This is a genomic window from Streptomyces sp. NPDC002573 (genome assembly GCF_042889625.1).
GTDB classification, from domain to species: domain Bacteria; phylum Actinomycetota; class Actinomycetes; order Streptomycetales; family Streptomycetaceae; genus Streptomyces; species Streptomyces gibsoniae.
The window spans coordinates 110,778-125,219 of record NZ_JBIARC010000001.1; the positions used below are offsets into that span (position 1 = coordinate 110,778).

The 14,442-nt window shown below is 71.7% G+C and carries 9 protein-coding genes; all 9 read right to left on the reverse strand.

Features of this window, described 5'->3' with window-relative positions:
• Positions 1-41: 41 nt before the first annotated feature.
• A complete protein-coding gene (locus ACFYX0_RS00535; RefSeq protein ID WP_388964778.1) occupies positions 42-2,036 on the reverse strand; it encodes an Ig-like domain repeat protein in 1,995 nt (664 codons plus the stop codon).
• A 274-nt stretch (positions 2,037-2,310) separates the two neighbouring features.
• Positions 2,311-4,959: a hypothetical protein gene (locus ACFYX0_RS00540; protein WP_388964781.1), complete on the reverse strand. Its 2,649-nt coding sequence runs from the start codon at positions 4,957-4,959 to the stop codon at positions 2,311-2,313.
• Positions 4,956-6,686, reverse strand: coding sequence for a phosphate ABC transporter substrate-binding protein PstS (gene pstS / locus ACFYX0_RS00545; protein ID WP_388964784.1), 1,731 nt, complete (start codon positions 6,684-6,686; stop codon positions 4,956-4,958). The genes ACFYX0_RS00540 and pstS overlap by 4 nt, the downstream gene beginning before the upstream one ends.
• Complete coding sequence (pstA, locus tag ACFYX0_RS00550; RefSeq protein WP_388964787.1) at positions 6,686-7,987, reverse strand: phosphate ABC transporter permease PstA; 1,302 nt, start codon at positions 7,985-7,987, stop codon at positions 6,686-6,688. Before pstA ends, pstS begins: the two co-directional genes overlap by 1 nt.
• Position 7,988: 1 nt before the next feature.
• Positions 7,989-9,203 carry a phosphate ABC transporter permease subunit PstC gene (gene pstC, locus ACFYX0_RS00555; RefSeq protein WP_388964790.1) on the reverse strand — a complete coding sequence of 405 codons (1,215 nt, stop codon included), beginning with the start codon at positions 9,201-9,203 and terminating at the stop codon, positions 7,989-7,991.
• A gap of 269 nt (positions 9,204-9,472) precedes the next feature.
• Positions 9,473-10,720, reverse strand: a complete 1,248-nt coding sequence (locus tag ACFYX0_RS00560; RefSeq protein ID WP_388964792.1) for a hypothetical protein — start codon at positions 10,718-10,720, stop codon at positions 9,473-9,475.
• A 26-nt stretch (positions 10,721-10,746) separates the two neighbouring features.
• Positions 10,747-11,685: an N-acetylneuraminate synthase family protein gene (locus ACFYX0_RS00565; protein WP_311698231.1), complete on the reverse strand. Its 939-nt coding sequence runs from the start codon at positions 11,683-11,685 to the stop codon at positions 10,747-10,749.
• 14 nt (positions 11,686-11,699) lie between these two features.
• Positions 11,700-13,001: an N-acylneuraminate cytidylyltransferase gene (locus ACFYX0_RS00570; protein ID WP_355909099.1), complete on the reverse strand. Its 1,302-nt coding sequence runs from the start codon at positions 12,999-13,001 to the stop codon at positions 11,700-11,702.
• Between the two features lie 41 nt (positions 13,002-13,042).
• Positions 13,043-14,395, reverse strand: a complete 1,353-nt coding sequence (locus ACFYX0_RS00575) for a DUF6716 putative glycosyltransferase (protein ID WP_388964795.1) — start codon at positions 14,393-14,395, stop codon at positions 13,043-13,045.
• Positions 14,396-14,442: the final 47 nt, after the last annotated feature.

Here is a 14,442-nt window from a genome sequence, read left to right on the forward strand (position 1 = left end):
CGGGGAGACCGCCGCGATGACGGTCTCCCCGACGCGTGGGATCAGCTGGACTTGATGGTGAAGTTCGCGCCGTTCTTCGAGTTCACCGTCGAGGAGCCGGTGTAGAAGGCGTGCATGGTGTGCTTGCCACGGCTCAGCTTGGGCAGGGTGACAATCACCTTGCCGCCGCTCAGCGTGCCGGTGGCGATGACCCGGGCGCCCTCGTAGATGCGGACCGTGCCGCCCGGGGTGGTGCCGGTCGCGGTCACCTTCACCGTGACCTTGGCGCGGCTGGTGTGGCTGACCGTGGTGGGCGCGCTGGTGGAGACCGACGGCGTCGCCTTGGTGATCTTCAGCGAGACGGTCGTCGAGGACGCGTTGAGGTTGGTGGCGCCGCCGTAGAAGACGCTCAGCGTGTGGGTGGCGACCTTGAGGTGGTTCGACAGGCCGAGGGTGACCTTGCCGGAGCCGTCCAGGTTGCCGGTGGCCAGCGTGGTGTTGCCGTCCTTGACCGTCACCTTGCCGGTGGGGGCGACACCGTGCGAGCCGGCGACCGTGACGGTGACCTTCGGGGTCTTGCCGTACTCGGTGGTGGCGGTGACCGCCTTGGTGGTGCTCGCGTACTTGACCGCGCCGGACCAGGTGGCGGGGGTGCCCGCACCGTTGAGGTTCGCGGCGGTGACCGAGGCGGTGTAGCTGCCGTTGGCCAGACCGGAGAAGGTGTACGACAGGGTGCCGGCCGGGAGGTCCTTGACGGCCACGACGGCGCCGTCCGAACCGGTCAGCGTGACGCGGTAGTCGGTCAGCGGCAGGCCGGTGGCGGCCGGGGCGGACCAGGTCAGCTTGAGGCTCGCGTCGCCGGCGGTGGCCCGCAGGGCGGGCGCGGCGGGCATCGAGGCGTCGACGCCCGACTCCTCCAGGCCGCCGAGCTTGGCGTGCTTGGCCGGGTTGATCGAGCCGTTGTACGACTCGTTCATGAAGCCGAAGTCGGCGATGACCTGCTCGGCGCTGTCGGAGGCGAGCACCGCGGTGTGGCTGCCGCTGGTGACGAAGACGTCGTAGAGCGCCTTGTCGAAGAAGATGCTGGTCGGGTCGATCGCCCGGCTCGGGACGACGTTGTAGACGTCGCGGCCGAAGGTGGCGTTCTCGAAGTAGCCGTCGACCGGGGTGAGCTTGCCGTTGACCGTCGTCACCGGGCTGGTGGCACCGGTGTCGCCGGGCAGCTGCACGGCCGCCAGGTGGCCGCCCGCCGCGGCCGCGTCCTTGCTGAAGTCGGGGGAGACCCCGTTGTTCTGGGCGATCCAGCTGCCCACGGAGAACGGGACGAGCGCGCCGTCCTCGGTGAGCGCGGCGTCGCCCTGGTTCTCCTGGACGGTCGGGATGTTCGGGGAGAGCGTCGCGTCGGTGAGGCCGATCGCGGAGAGGAAGAACTTGCGGGTGCCGGAGCCGCTCTGCGGGATCTTCGGGTGCACGGTCTGGCCGTTCACCGTGGTGAGCGTGCCGGAGTAGATGTCGTGCAGCTGGTCCACCGTCAGGGTGTCCAGGGCCGAGCCCTTGACCGCGACGCCGACCGCGTCCCGGGCGAACGGGATGTAGGTGAACGCGGTGCCGGAGGTGCTCGGGCCGCTGGAGGAGCGGGCGAAGTCGACCTGGCCCTGGATGCCGACGCCGGAGCTGTCCGGGAACTTGTCGCCGGTCAGCGACTCGCTCAGGGCGAGGCGGCCCTTGCCGGAGCCGTTCGGGCGCAGGAAGGACGGGCCGTTCGTGCGGGTCTGGATCTGGGACGTGGTGGAGCCGGTGCCGGGCTCGATCGCGTCGTACGAGGCGATGCCCGCACCGTCCGCCGACTTCACGGCGGAGGCGGCGTAGCTCTTGCCGTTGACGGTGTCACCGGCCAGGGCGTTGAGCACGTCCTGAGTGGTGTCGGAGCCCACGCCGACGAGCTGGCGGAAGGTCCCGGGAGGGGTGGGGTCCGCGGACGCCGGGCTCGCGAGAGCCAGGCCGCCGGCCACCACTGCGGCGGCGACCAGCGCGGCCGTGGAGCGCATGCTGCGCATCGAGAGTCTCCTGAAGGGTTGTGCGTGGGAGTGCGTCGGGTGATCTGGCAGGGTGGTACGGGCCGTCCGCCCCGACTGCCTTTCGGGGCGGGCGGCCGTCTGTGGGGAGCGCGGGCCCGCGAGGGTCGCGCTCCGGCCCGGGAGCTGGTGCCCCGGCAGGTGACGTTCGCCCGTCAAGGAGCGGCGTCGTGGGGGTCCCCCCTGCTCGAGCGAAGCCGAGGGCTTGGGGGAGCGTGCCGGCGTCGCGACGGGGCGAACGTTGCCTGTTGGGGCACTAGTCCCGTCCTGGCGGCAGCAGCCTCCGCAACCGCTCCGGCAGCGTGAGCGCCGGTACGACGGTCACCGTGCGGCCGCCGGGCAGCGGCACCCGCAGCGGGAGGCGCAGCCGGCTGCCGCCCGCGAAGGGCGCGCCCACGGCGGCGGCGGCGCCGAGCGCGGCGCCCACCGGGACGGCGTAGCGCAGCGCGTTCGCGGGGTCGGCGGGTGTGGTGCCGAGGGCCGTGGTCTGGAGGGCCTTGCCGCCGCCGTACGAGGGCGCGCCGCTGGGCGTGGGGCTCGCGCCGGTGCCCCCGGAACCGCCACCGCCCGTGCCACCCGCGCCGCCGTCGCCCGTGCCGCCGGAGAGTCCCCCGCCGGACGAACCGTCGGCACCGCCGGAACCTCCGCTGCCGCCGTTCGATCCGCCCCCGGGGCCGCCGTCGGGCGACGAGGGCCCGGTGTAGTGGACGAGGGCGTCGGCCGCGTGGAGCGCGCGGGTGCGCAGCTGCTGGGGCAGCGGGGCGTAACCGGCCGGCAGGCGGCCCGGGTCGGCGCCGCTGATCTGGCCGTTGCCGACGGCGTACTTGAGCAGGGCCGCGTAGTCCTTGCGGGCGGCGGCGTCGAGCTTGGCGGGACGCGCGGCGCCGTACACCAGCTGGGCGAGCGGGTAGGCGCCCTTCGCCGTGGCCTTGGCCGGGCTGATCTCGGCCAAGGCCGATCCGGAGGCGCCGGCGGCGGCCGCGGTCAGGGACGCCGGGGTCGGCGCGGTGAACTTGCCCGCGGCGTTGCGCAGCCGGGCGGTCTGCAGTCCGTAGCGGACGGCGGAGGCCGCGTCGGTGACCGTGATCACGAATCGTGAACCGACGGTCTGCGGGCCGGGGCTCTTGTACGTGGGCGGGTTGGCGAGCGCGTCCCAGGTCGACTTCCACAGGGTGTCGGCGCGCCTCGTGGCCAGGGCGGCGGCGTGCATGTCCTGCACGTACGGGTGGAAGTCCGTCATGCACTGCTGCTTGTCCTGCGGGGCGTCCGAGCCCGGCGGGACGGTGCACCAGCGTGCGTTCCTGGGGTAGTCGTCGCTGTGGGAGGGGTCGAAGGGAACGCCGGTCGGGTTCAGGTCCGTGTTGGTGCTGTAGTACGGGTCGACCCGCATGCCCCATTCGTCGGGCACCCCGGCGAGGAACTGGCGGGCGTCCTTGTCGGACAGGACCCACTGCCACAGCGCCCGGGCCGAGTCCGAGTGGCCGGCCGAGGTGAGCAGGTCGGTGTCGGTCGCCGGGGTCTCGGAGACCGACAGATGCTCGAACTCGGGGTTGAGGGCGATGAATTCGGGATCGCTCGCGAGACCGGCCGGGTTGCCCTTCGCCCACCCGTATCCGGCGGCGGCCTTGTCGCCGATGACCGCTCCCCAGGGGGAGTTGCGGTACGACTCGGTCAGGAGCTTGGCGACCAGGCGGGGCGTGAGATCGATGGAGTCGACCTTCGTACCGGCGAGCTTTCTGACGCTGTCCGGCGCTCCGGCCTTGGGTCTGCGTTCGATGGTGAAGCCGATGACGGCTCCGGAGAGCGCGACGGGCGCGTAGTTCGTGGTGTCGGACGGTGCGGTCGTGCCCTCGTCGGAGCCCAGCGCCCGGGTGGTGAAGGCGAGTCCGGAGGAACCGTCGTCGGTGAGCTGGCTGCGGACGACGGGTTCGGCCAGTTCGGTGTAGCCGTATACCGTGCCGCTGGGGCACAGGGCCGCCTGCCAGCTGGTCATGGCGTCGGCGGCGAGTTCGCTGCCCCAGGTGGCACGCTCCTTGGCGCCGAGGGCGCAGCTGGTGCCGACCGTGTTGAAGTGCAGCGGGATCGCGACGCGGTTCTTCCAGTTGGTGGAGGAGACGGGGGAGCCGGCGTTGACCTGACTGTGGTCCGCGTACGGCTTGCCGTCCAGGTCGAGATGGCCCTGCGGGACGATCACCAGCCAGCACGAGCGCGGCTTGGTGACGCCGTTCTCCTTGACCGGGGCACCGCAGCCCAGGTGCGGGGCCTCGTTGGCGGTCTGTACCTCGAAGTACTCGCGTCCGGAGCCGTCGGCGCCGGTACGGGCGAAGTCGACCTCGTTGGTGGTGTTGCGGTTGAAGAAGGCGTTGTTCTGGGTGCCCGTGGTGATGGTCGTGCCGTTGACGGACTTGAACGGCACCTCGCCCGGGGCGTTGGGGTTGGCCGCCCCGTACCGGTTGTCCTGGCCGTAGTTGGTGGGGTCGGCGCTGTAGAAGACCTGGCGGGTGTCGTCGTAGCTGTTGCCCGGCCAGCCGCCCCGGTCGGTGGTCGGGGAGGCGCCGTACTCGCACTGGGTGCGCGGCGGGCCCGGGTTGGACGGGACGGTGCCGTCGTCGTCGCCCCAGCACTGCATGATCTGCACGAAGTCGGTGTTGAACTGCGAGCCGGCGAACGTGGTGGCGGTGCCGCCCCGCCAGGAGACGGTGATCGCCTGGCTGGTGAGGTGGGTGGTCTGGTCGACCGTGAACTTCATGTCCTTGAACTCGCCGCGCCCGGAGACCGTCACGGCGGAGCCGGTGGTGTCCGCGGCCGTGGCGACGGGGGCCGCCTGTGCCACGGCCAGCCCGGCGAGGGCGCCGACAGCGGCTCCGGCGACCAGGCGCAGGAGCGCGTTGCGCAGCCGTCTCATCGCGCGCTCCCGTCGTGGATGTCCCGGCGGGCGCGGTCGCCGCTCTCGCCGGCGCGTGAGCCGATCAGCCGCGAGACGAGGGACGGCAGGAGCAGCAGCCCGAGAATCAGGATCACGGAGAGCAGCATCAGCGTCTGGGTACCGGTCCAGCCCTGCCGCCCGGCCACCGCGACCGGCTGGGCCAGGGCCACGGTGCCGCCGACGGAGGAACCGCCGCCGCCCGCGGAGCCGTTCGGCGCGAGGGTCTGGCCGGTGTCGGGGTCGACGGACGGCTGTCCGCTGCCGCCGGAGCCGCCGCCCGTACCGCCGCTGCCCGTACCGCCGCCGGAGGTGCCGCCGGCCGTGCCGCCGCCGTTCGACGAGCCGCCGCCCGTACCGCCCGAGCCGCCGTCCGAACCACCGGAGCCGCCGCCCGACTTGGCGCCGCCGCTGCCGGTCGTGCAGGGAGCGGCACCCTTCTTGTCACAGGCGGCCGGGTAGGGCGCGGTCTGGGCCAGCCTGTTCTGGCCGCTGGTGGTGAACGTCGGGTTGTTGCAGCCCCGGATGTTGATGTTCTGCGCCTGCACGCCGGGGATGCGGCGGATCTGGTCGAAGCCCGCCTTGACCAGGTTGATCGGCAGCGGTGAGTACCCGAGATTGGGCGCCTGCTGCTGGCCCTGGCACATGAAGTAGTACGAGAACGCGCCGAGCGTCCTGCCCTTGTCCTTGTTGAAGATGCCCTGCACCTTCAGCGGCAGGATCATGTACGAGTAGCTGGACAGCGGGTAGTTGCGCTTGTCCGTGTCGTTGTAGACGCCGTCGAGCTGCTGCGTGAGGTAGTCCGCGGAGCTCTTGTTCGTGTTGATCCTCGCCTTGAGCAGCGACACCGCCACGTTCTGCGGGGTGGGCTCGGTGTAGTAGCCGGCGTGGTTGAGGACCTTGGCGACGGGATAGTGCTCGTTGAGCGCGTACGAGTAGTTGACGTAGCCGATCGAGCCCTCGCCGTAGCTCTGGGCCACGTACGAGGCCACGCCGAGGTCTCCGGACTGGGCGATCATGCCGGAGACCGTCGGGTAGTCCGAGGTCTGGCCGCAGGCGCCGGCGCGGCCGACGCGACGGCAGTAGTCATCCCACAGGCCCTTGTGCTGGTTGGCCATCCACATCGTGAACTGGGCGGTGGAGCCCGAGCCGTCCGAGCGGACCACGGGGACGATGACGCGGTGCGGCAGCTGCAGGCCGGGGTTGTCGGCCTTGATCACCGGGTCGTCCCAGGTCTTGATGACCCCGGTGAAGATCTTGGTGACCACGTCGCCGGAGAGCCGCAGGTTGGTGATCTTTCGGCCGTTCGCGGTCAGGTGGTACATGAAGACGGTGCCGCCGGCCACGATGGGCATGTAGGCGTACGACCCCGGGGCCGGCCGTTCGGCGGCCGAGCCGTCGGTCGGGTGGGTCTGGAACGGGATGTCCGAGACCGCGAAGTCGACGGTGCCGCTGAGGAACTGGCGGCGGCCGTCGGAGGAGCCGTTGCCGGCGTAGTCGATCCGCATGCCGTACTGGTTGACGGCGCGGCCCCAGGCGGCGACGGCGTTCTCCGCCCAGGTGGAGCCGGCGCCGGCGATCGGGGTGTAGGTGGTGGCGGCGGCCGGTGCGGTCAGAGGGACGGCCAGCAGCCCGGCGATCATGGCGAGCAGTGCGCCGAGGATCCCCGGCGCGCGCAGGCGGCGAAGAAGGGGCAGGTGACTGCGCATCAGTCGGTCTCTCCGGGCTTCTGTCCGGGGTCCTCTTCGGTGGTGGACCCGGAAGGCTTGGCGGACGGGGCGGTTGGCGAGGTGGCGTCGAACAACGTGAGGCCGGGGGCGTGCAGTTCGGCGAAGCGGGCGACGTCGCGGCGCGAGGCCCGGGCCGTGCGGCGGGCCTGGCGGCGGCTCTGGTGCCCGGGGCCGCGGCCGCCGATCACCCGGGCGATGGTGAAGAGCACCAGGACCAGGGTCATCAGGACGGCCGCCGCGCCGAATCCGCGGGCGATCATCGCGGGCTCGGGCGACTTGACGAAGTTGAAGACGGCGAGCGGCAGCGAGATCATCGGCCCGCTCGTCGGGTCCGCGTTGAGCGCCGTGGTGAAGCCTGCGGTGAGCAGCACGGGCGAGGTCTCGCCGATTCCGCGCGCCGTGCCGAGGATGACGGCGGTGGCGAGGCCGGAGCGCGCGGTCGGCAGGACGACGTGCCACACGGTGCGCCAGCGCGGGGCCCCGAGCGCCTCCGCGGCCTCGGTCAGCGTGCCCGGCACCAGTCGGAGCACCACGTCCGCGGCGCGGATCACGATCGGCAGCATCATCACGCTGATCGCGAGGGAGGCCGCGAGGCCCGACTTCGGCATGCCGAGGATGAGGATCCAGGTGGCGTACACCATCAGACCGGCCACGATCGACGGCAGCGCGGTCATCGCCTCGACGATGGTCCGCACGAACCGGGAGAAGCGGCCCGGGATCTGGTTGAGGTAGACCGCGCAGGCCAGGCCGAGCGGGACCGTGATCACCAGGGCGATGGCGATCATGATGAGGGTGCCGAGCATCGCGTGGGTGATGCCGCCGCGGGTGATCGGGTCGAGCGGGCCCGCCGCCCTCATGTCCTCGGTGAAGAAGTTGCCGTGCGGCAGCGCCTCGCGACCGCGCCAGGCGGTGAAGCCGACGACGAGGACGAGCGCCGAGAACAGCAGCAGGGCGGCCGTCCACAGCACGACGGTCATGACCCGGTCGCGTACGGTCTGGCCGTTCTCCTCCAGCCCGGTCAGCACCGCGTAGAGCGCGAGGAAGGCCAGGTAGGCGGTGACGGTGAAGCCCAACGCACCGGAGAACGGGGCGAGTTCGCCGAACAGCAGGATCGTGACGCAGACCGCGGCGGCGGCGGCCCCGGTCAGGGACAGGATGCCCGAACGGGTCGGGCCGCCGATACGGCGGGGCTGGTCGGGGGCGGGCTCCGGCGGGGCGGCGACGGCCTCCGGGGCCGGGGCGGTCTCGGCCGCCTTCGCTTCGATTTCTACGACGGTCATCTCAGGCCTCGCTCTGTGCACCGGACCGGGAGCGGGCCACGACGGAGGAGGCGGTGAAGTTGACCGCCAGAGTGAGCAGGAACAGCGCCAGGCCCGCTGCCATCAGCGCCGACATGCCGAAGGTGGAGGCGTCTCCGTAGTGCAGGGCGATCAGTGAGGAGACCGAGTTGGAGCCGGTCTGCAGGATGTGCGGCTGGATGACGAAGACCGGCGAGATGATCAGGTAGACCGCGATGGTCTCGCCGAGCGCCCGTCCGAGGCCGAGCATCGTGCCGCCGATGATGCCGCCCTTGCCGTAGGGCAGGACGACCGCGCGGATCATCCCCCATCGGGTGGCGCCCAGCGCGTACGCGCCCTCGCGCTCGCCGGCCGGGGCCTGGGCGAACACCTCGCGCATCACCGAGCACTGGATCGGCGCGACCATGAGCGCGACGACGATGCCGGCCACGAAGGTGGAGGCGGTGTAGACGCTCTCGGAGGCGAGGGGCTCGCCGGGCTGGGCGCCGTCCACCGTGAACAGCGGAATCCATCCGAACCAGGTGGAGATCCAGCGCGAGAGCCCGATGACGTGCTGCTGGAGGAAGAACAGTCCCCACAGTCCGTACACCACGGACGGTACGGCCGCCATCAGGTCGACCATCGTCACCAGGGTGTGGCGGAGCTTGCGCGGGGCCACGTCGGAGATGAACAGCGCGGTGCCGACGGCGAGCGGTACGGAGAAGACGACCGCGACGGCGGCGATCAGCAGGGTGCCGGTGAGCACGGCCGCGATGCCGAACCGGTGGACGTCGGGCTGCCATTGGGCGGTGGTGAGGAAGGACAAGCCGGTGACGTGCAGCGCCTGAAAGGCCCTCAGCAGCAGGAACAGTCCGACCGCGGCCATGATGGCGAGGACGACGACCCCACTGGCGGTGAGCTGGTAGCGGAAGATCCGGTCACCGATGCCACGGGCCGCGGGCTTCCGGCGGAGGGCCGGGCTGTCGGACTTCGGGGTCTCGACTCCCGGTCTGCCGGGCTCGGAACTCTCGTCCCTCGGACGCTCGTCAGCCGGTCTCTCGTCCGCCGGGATCCCGTCCCCCGGTCTGTTGGACTCCGGGTTCTCGCCCTCCGGGCTGTCGAAGCCGGATCTGTCGGACTCCGAACTGCCGGAAGCCGACGTGTCCGAATTCGATCGGTCGGAATCCGGTCTGCCGGACTCCGGTGCTGTGGCCGCCACGGGTGGACCCCCCACTGTGGGAACGAATCTGCTCGCGCGCCGATCCGTCGGCGTCGCACGCGGCAGATTCAATGGCCGGATCGTGTCGCTCCAACGCGTGATCCATGGCGAGTCGAAGAACAGCACATGTCTGTTCGGTTCCACGTGTGCGGAGATACCTGGGGGTTCCTGGGAGCGGGAGCGACACAAACACAAAGGGGCAGGCACCGCGCCGTCGAACGACGATCGCGGTCCCGCCCTGCGGTGCTGCGCCGGACCAGCCGGCCTTGCTACGCCGAACTCGCCGAGCGCGGCGAGTCCGCCGGGCTCAGCGAGGACAGCCTGTCCACGTCCCGGGCCGTCCCGGTGACCCCCGACAGGAAGCCCTGGGCGCGGGGGGATGCCCCGTCCGTCAGCCAGGCCGGGTCGATGTCGCACACGGCCACCCGCACCTCCGTGCCGACCAGGGCCAGCGGGAGGGTGTGGACGACCGTGGACGGGAAGCTCAGGATCGTACGGCCGATGGGGCCGCGCCGGGCGATCAGTTCCAGGGGGAGATCCGGGCGGACCACCTCCAGGCCCACCTCGACCGCCAGCCTGTGCAGTTTCTCGGGGCTCTCGCGGCGGTGGGCGAAGTAGCGCCGTGCGCCGTGCGCCGCGACGAGGCCGCGGACCGCCTCCAGATAGCGTTCGCCGTCCACCACGCCCGTCTCCACGAGGGAGGTGCCCACCAGGTCCGCGCCCTTGGTGAGGCGCGGCGGGCCGAAGCGGGACCGGGTCCAGGAGAAGTCGTTGGCGGTGACCGTGACCCCGGCCGGGGCCTCGTCGATCGGCATCGACGAGAACACCTCCACGGCGCGCCGCGCGCGTGGCGTCAGCCGGCGCCGCGCCACCGCCGAGACCGGCGCGAAGAGCAGGTCACGGGCGCCGGGACGGCCGCCCTTGCGGTGCCAGCGCACCAGACGTTCGCCGCGGGCGAGCTGGGCGACGAACTCCATGGTCGCCGTGCCGTCGTCCACCACCACCAGCTCGCGGGCCCGGGTGATGGTCAGCAGCAGCTGGACGTAGCGGGAGAAAGGGTCCCCCATCACCACCCGGCGGGCCCGGCGCAGCAGGGGGGTGAGGCCGCCGACCGTCCGGAACGGCGCCGCCGCGCCGCCCCGGGCTTCCTCCCAGCGGACCTCGTGGCCCTCGTCCCGGGCCAGTTCCGCCATGCGGCGCAACTGGCCGCGGGTCATCGGGTCGGTGGGCGAGAGCACCACGAGGATGAACTTCTCGCGCGCCGGACCCGCCGCGGCCGCCGAAGCCGCCGCGGCCGAAGGCCCCGCACCGGAGGCCGCCGGGCCTATCGCCGCCGTGCTCCCCGCGCCGGACCGAGGTCCGCCCTGCGCGGGGATCGCCGCCCCGCGCTCGGACGCACCGCTCCCCTGTGTGCGGAGCGCGTGCGCGTGTGCCCACTCCAGGACGTTCAGGAGCTGGACCGGGCTCTCCACAAAGGCAAGCGTGGGCTGGCCGGCGGATCCGGCGCGGGGGCTCATCGGCGTGTGACCGTCCCGTAAGGCGCTCAGACCGACACCGGCTCACCGGCGGCCGCGGCGATCTCCGCCTCGGCGACCACGCCGGCGACGCGGCGCAGCTTCTTCATCGGGCCGAGCTCGGAGTCGTAGACCTTCTTCACACCGTCGCCGAGGGAGGCCTCGATGGTGCGGATGTCACGGACGAGGCGGACGAGGCCCTGCGGCTCGACGGAGGCGGCCTGGTCCGAGCCCCACATGGCGCGGTCGAGCGTGATGTGGCGCTCGACGAAGGTCGCACCGAGCGCGACCGCGGCGAGGGTGGTCTGCAGACCCGTCTCGTGGCCGGAGTAGCCGATCGGCACGTTCGGGTACTCCTTCTCCAGCGTGTTGATCACGCGGAGGTTGAGCTCCTCGGCCTTGGCCGGGTAGGTCGAGGTGGCGTGGCACATGAGGATGTTGTCCGAGCCCAGGACCTCGACCGCGTGGCGGATCTGCTTCGGGGTCGACATGCCCGTGGAGAGGATGATCGCGCGGCCGGTGGCGCGCAGCGCCTTCAGCAGCTCGTCGTCGGTCAGGGACGCGGAGGCGACCTTGTGGGCCGGGACGTCGAACTTCTCCAGGAAGGCGACGGCCTCGGTGTCCCACGGGGACGCGAACCAGTCGATCCCCTTCTCCTTGCAGTACTCGTCGATCTGACGGTACTCGTCCTCACCGAACTCCACGCGGTGGCGGTAGTCGATGTAGGTCATCCGGCCCCAGGGGGTGTCGCGCTCGATGTCCCACTGGTCGCGCGGGGTGCAGATCTCCGGGGTGCGCTTCTGGAACTTCACGGCGTCGCAGCCGGCCTCGGCGGCCACGTCGATCAGCTTGAAGGCGTTCTCCAGCTCACCGTTGTGGTTGATGCCGATCTCGCCGCAGACGTAGACGGGCTTGCCCGGGCCGACCTCACGCGAACCGAACATGCGCAGACGGGAGTTGGTGCTCATGGCAGAAGATGTCCTTACTTGGTGAGGGAATCGAGAGAGGGGCCGAGGATCCAGCTGGCGATCTCTCGGATGGCGCCGTCGCCACCGGGGACGGTGGTGACCGCGCGTGCGGCGCCGCGCACGACGTCGTGGGCGCTCGCGACCGCCACGGGCCAGCCGACGAGGGCGAAGCACGGGAGGTCATTGACGTCGTTGCCGACGTAGAGCACGCGCTCAGGCGCGATGCCCTGCTCCTCGCACCACTGCTTCAGTGCGAGGTCCTTGCGGTCGATGCCGTGCAGGACCGGGATCTTGAGCTTCCGGGCCCGTGCGGCGACGACCGGGTTCTGCTCCGTGGACAAGATGAGCATCGTCAGGCCGCTCTTGCGCAGCGCGGCGATGCCCAGGCCGTCCCCGCGGTGCACGGAGACGAACTCGTGTCCGTCGGAGTCGATCAGCACCCTGTCGTCGGTCTGGGTGCCGTCGAAGTCGAGTACGACCGCGTCGATGTCGGCGGCGGTCGGAAGGGCGCCGGGCCGCGCGCCATCGAAGTGCGGCGCGAGGGCGCGGGCGCGGGCCAGGTCGTGCGGGTCGTCGATCTCCAGCACGCGGGCCGGGTCGGTGCGCACGAGTTCGGTGCGGCCGAAGAAGCGGTGCCGGTGCTCGCGCAGCCCGGCGGCGTCCATCGCGTACGCGGCGCCGGTCTCCAGCAGGTCCTGGGGGCGGTCCTGGCGGCGCGGCCGGAAGGACTTGTCGTGGTTGACGCCGTACCCGCCGTCGGTGGCCGTGGCGTTGGCGACCCGGGTGGCGCCGCCGACCTCGCCGGTGCGCTGGGAGCCGATCACGGGGGCGGGCTCGTCCGCCGCGTCGCGCCAGATGAAGCCGTGGAAGGGCGCCACGGTCAGGGCCGTGTCCGCGCCGTTCTCGACGACCGCGGCGGCCACCCCGTCGACGTCCTCGCGGACGAGGAAGGGGCTGGTGCACTGGACCAGCAGCACCACGTCGACGGGCGAGCCGTGCAGCGTCTCGTGGGCGTCCATGGCGTGCAGGACGGCGTCCTCGGAGGTGGCCGTGTCACCGGCGATGGCGGCGGGACGCAGCACGACCTCGGCGCCGGCCTCGCGGGCGGCGGCGGCGATCGCCTGGTCGTCGGTGGAGACCACGACGTCGGTGACGAGCCGGGCGGCCAGGCACTCGCGCACGGCGCGGGCGACCAGGGGGATCCCGCCGACCGGGGCGAGGTTCTTCGCGGGCACACCCTTGGAGCCGCCGCGGGCGGGGATCACCGCGAGCACACGGCGCACCGGCGCCGCCTGTCCCGCTTCCGGGTTGGACATGGGTTCAGCTCCTTGGAGTCCTTGGTGTGGGAACCGCTCGTTCACAGCTCTCCCATCCGTCGGATCACGGGCGCCACGCGCTGCACTCCGTGGCGGTATGCGCCACGCGCGGCGCGGCGGACGATCTGGCGTACGGGGCTCGGCGCCTTGTCGGCGGCCGGCGCGCCGGGCAGCGGGCTGCCGTCCGGGGCGAGGTGGTGGCGGGCGAGGACGCCGGGCAGATAGCCCGGCGCGGTCACGGGGGTGTAGTAGGGGGCGAGGGGCGGGAGTTCACCGGTGGCGAGCAGCCCGGTGATGCGCTCGCGCGCCTCGTCGAAGGCGGTCGCGTACGAACCGTCGGCCGCGACACCCTGCCGCGACACCCACTCCGCGTCCGGCGCGGGCTCGTGCCCGGCGTCGAGCTGGTCCCAGGAGGCGAGGCATCCGGAGCCCACGAAGTGGTGGTTGCCGAGCGCCTCCCGCACCCCGAGGTCGGTGAGCACGACGGTGGGGATGCGGCGGTGCAGCGACTCAAGGGCGGCCGTCGAGCTGACGGTGACCAGCAGGTCGGTGCGGTCGAGGACCTCGCCCATGTTCCCGTACACCAGGCGGAAGTTGGCCGGCAGATCCTCCTTCTGGGCCAGCTTCTGGTACGGCAGTTCCTCGATGTGCGTGGTGTGCTCGCCCGGCTTGGAGCGGAGCTTGAGGAGCACCTCGCGCTCGGGGTGCCTGCGGGCGTGCCCGATCAGGCGGTCCAACAGGTACGTCCGGTCCTTGCGGCTCTCGGGCACGGAGGGCTGAGCGGCGAAGACGACCGTGTACGGGTCGTTCTTCTCGTAGGCGGCACCCCCGAGGAAGGGCAGCGCCACCTCGGTCACCGACGAGGCGTCGGCGCCCACTCCTTCGTACACCGCACGGAAACGCTCGGCGTCCTGTCGGGAGTTGGCCAGCACGAGGTCCGCGCCGTGGCGCAGCAGCAGGCCGTCGGCGAGCTTCTCGTAGACGACGCCGACGTAGCCGGTGACGACCACGGGACGCCGCGTGCGCCCCTGCCAGGCGTGGGCGAGCCCGTGCAGCATCGCCTGGACACCGCCGCCGACGAGGGCGAGCACGAGAATGTCGTAGCTCTCCTTCGCCATCTCGCGCAGGAACTCGACGGCGGTCACCTCGCGGAGGGAGTCCGCGCGGACGCCGACCTCTTCGAGCTGGCGGGCGGTGGGGGTGGCACGGCCCCTCAGGAGGAAGCCGTCAAGCCGTATGTCCGACTCAACCGATTTGGAGGATTCGGTCGATTCGCTGGATGCGGTGAATTCCGACGGCGTGATGCGGTTCGCGGTGAGCGCACCCCACTTCCACCGGGTATCGGAATCGGCTAGGACGGCTACCCGAAGGGACTTCGCGGTACTGGCTGGCACGTCGAAGACGCTAGGAAGCGATTCCGATGCTCAGCCCAACCGAAATG

Excerpts from the sequence above, each read along its gene's own strand:
- ACFYX0_RS00535 (WP_388964778.1), bottom strand. The coding sequence starts at position 2,036 with ATGCGCAGCATGCGCTCCACGGCCGCGCTGGTCGCCGCCGCAGTGGTG.
- ACFYX0_RS00540 (WP_388964781.1), bottom strand. The coding sequence starts at position 4,959 with ATGAGACGGCTGCGCAACGCGCTCCTGCGCCTGGTCGCCGGAGCCGCT.
- pstS (WP_388964784.1), bottom strand. The coding sequence starts at position 6,686 with ATGCGCAGTCACCTGCCCCTTCTTCGCCGCCTGCGCGCGCCGGGGATC.
- pstA (WP_388964787.1), bottom strand. The coding sequence starts at position 7,987 with ATGACCGTCGTAGAAATCGAAGCGAAGGCGGCCGAGACCGCCCCGGCC.
- ACFYX0_RS00560 (WP_388964792.1), bottom strand. The coding sequence starts at position 10,720 with ATGAGCCCCCGCGCCGGATCCGCCGGCCAGCCCACGCTTGCCTTTGTG.
- ACFYX0_RS00565 (WP_311698231.1), bottom strand. The coding sequence starts at position 11,685 with ATGAGCACCAACTCCCGTCTGCGCATGTTCGGTTCGCGTGAGGTCGGC.
- ACFYX0_RS00570 (WP_355909099.1), bottom strand. The coding sequence starts at position 13,001 with ATGTCCAACCCGGAAGCGGGACAGGCGGCGCCGGTGCGCCGTGTGCTC.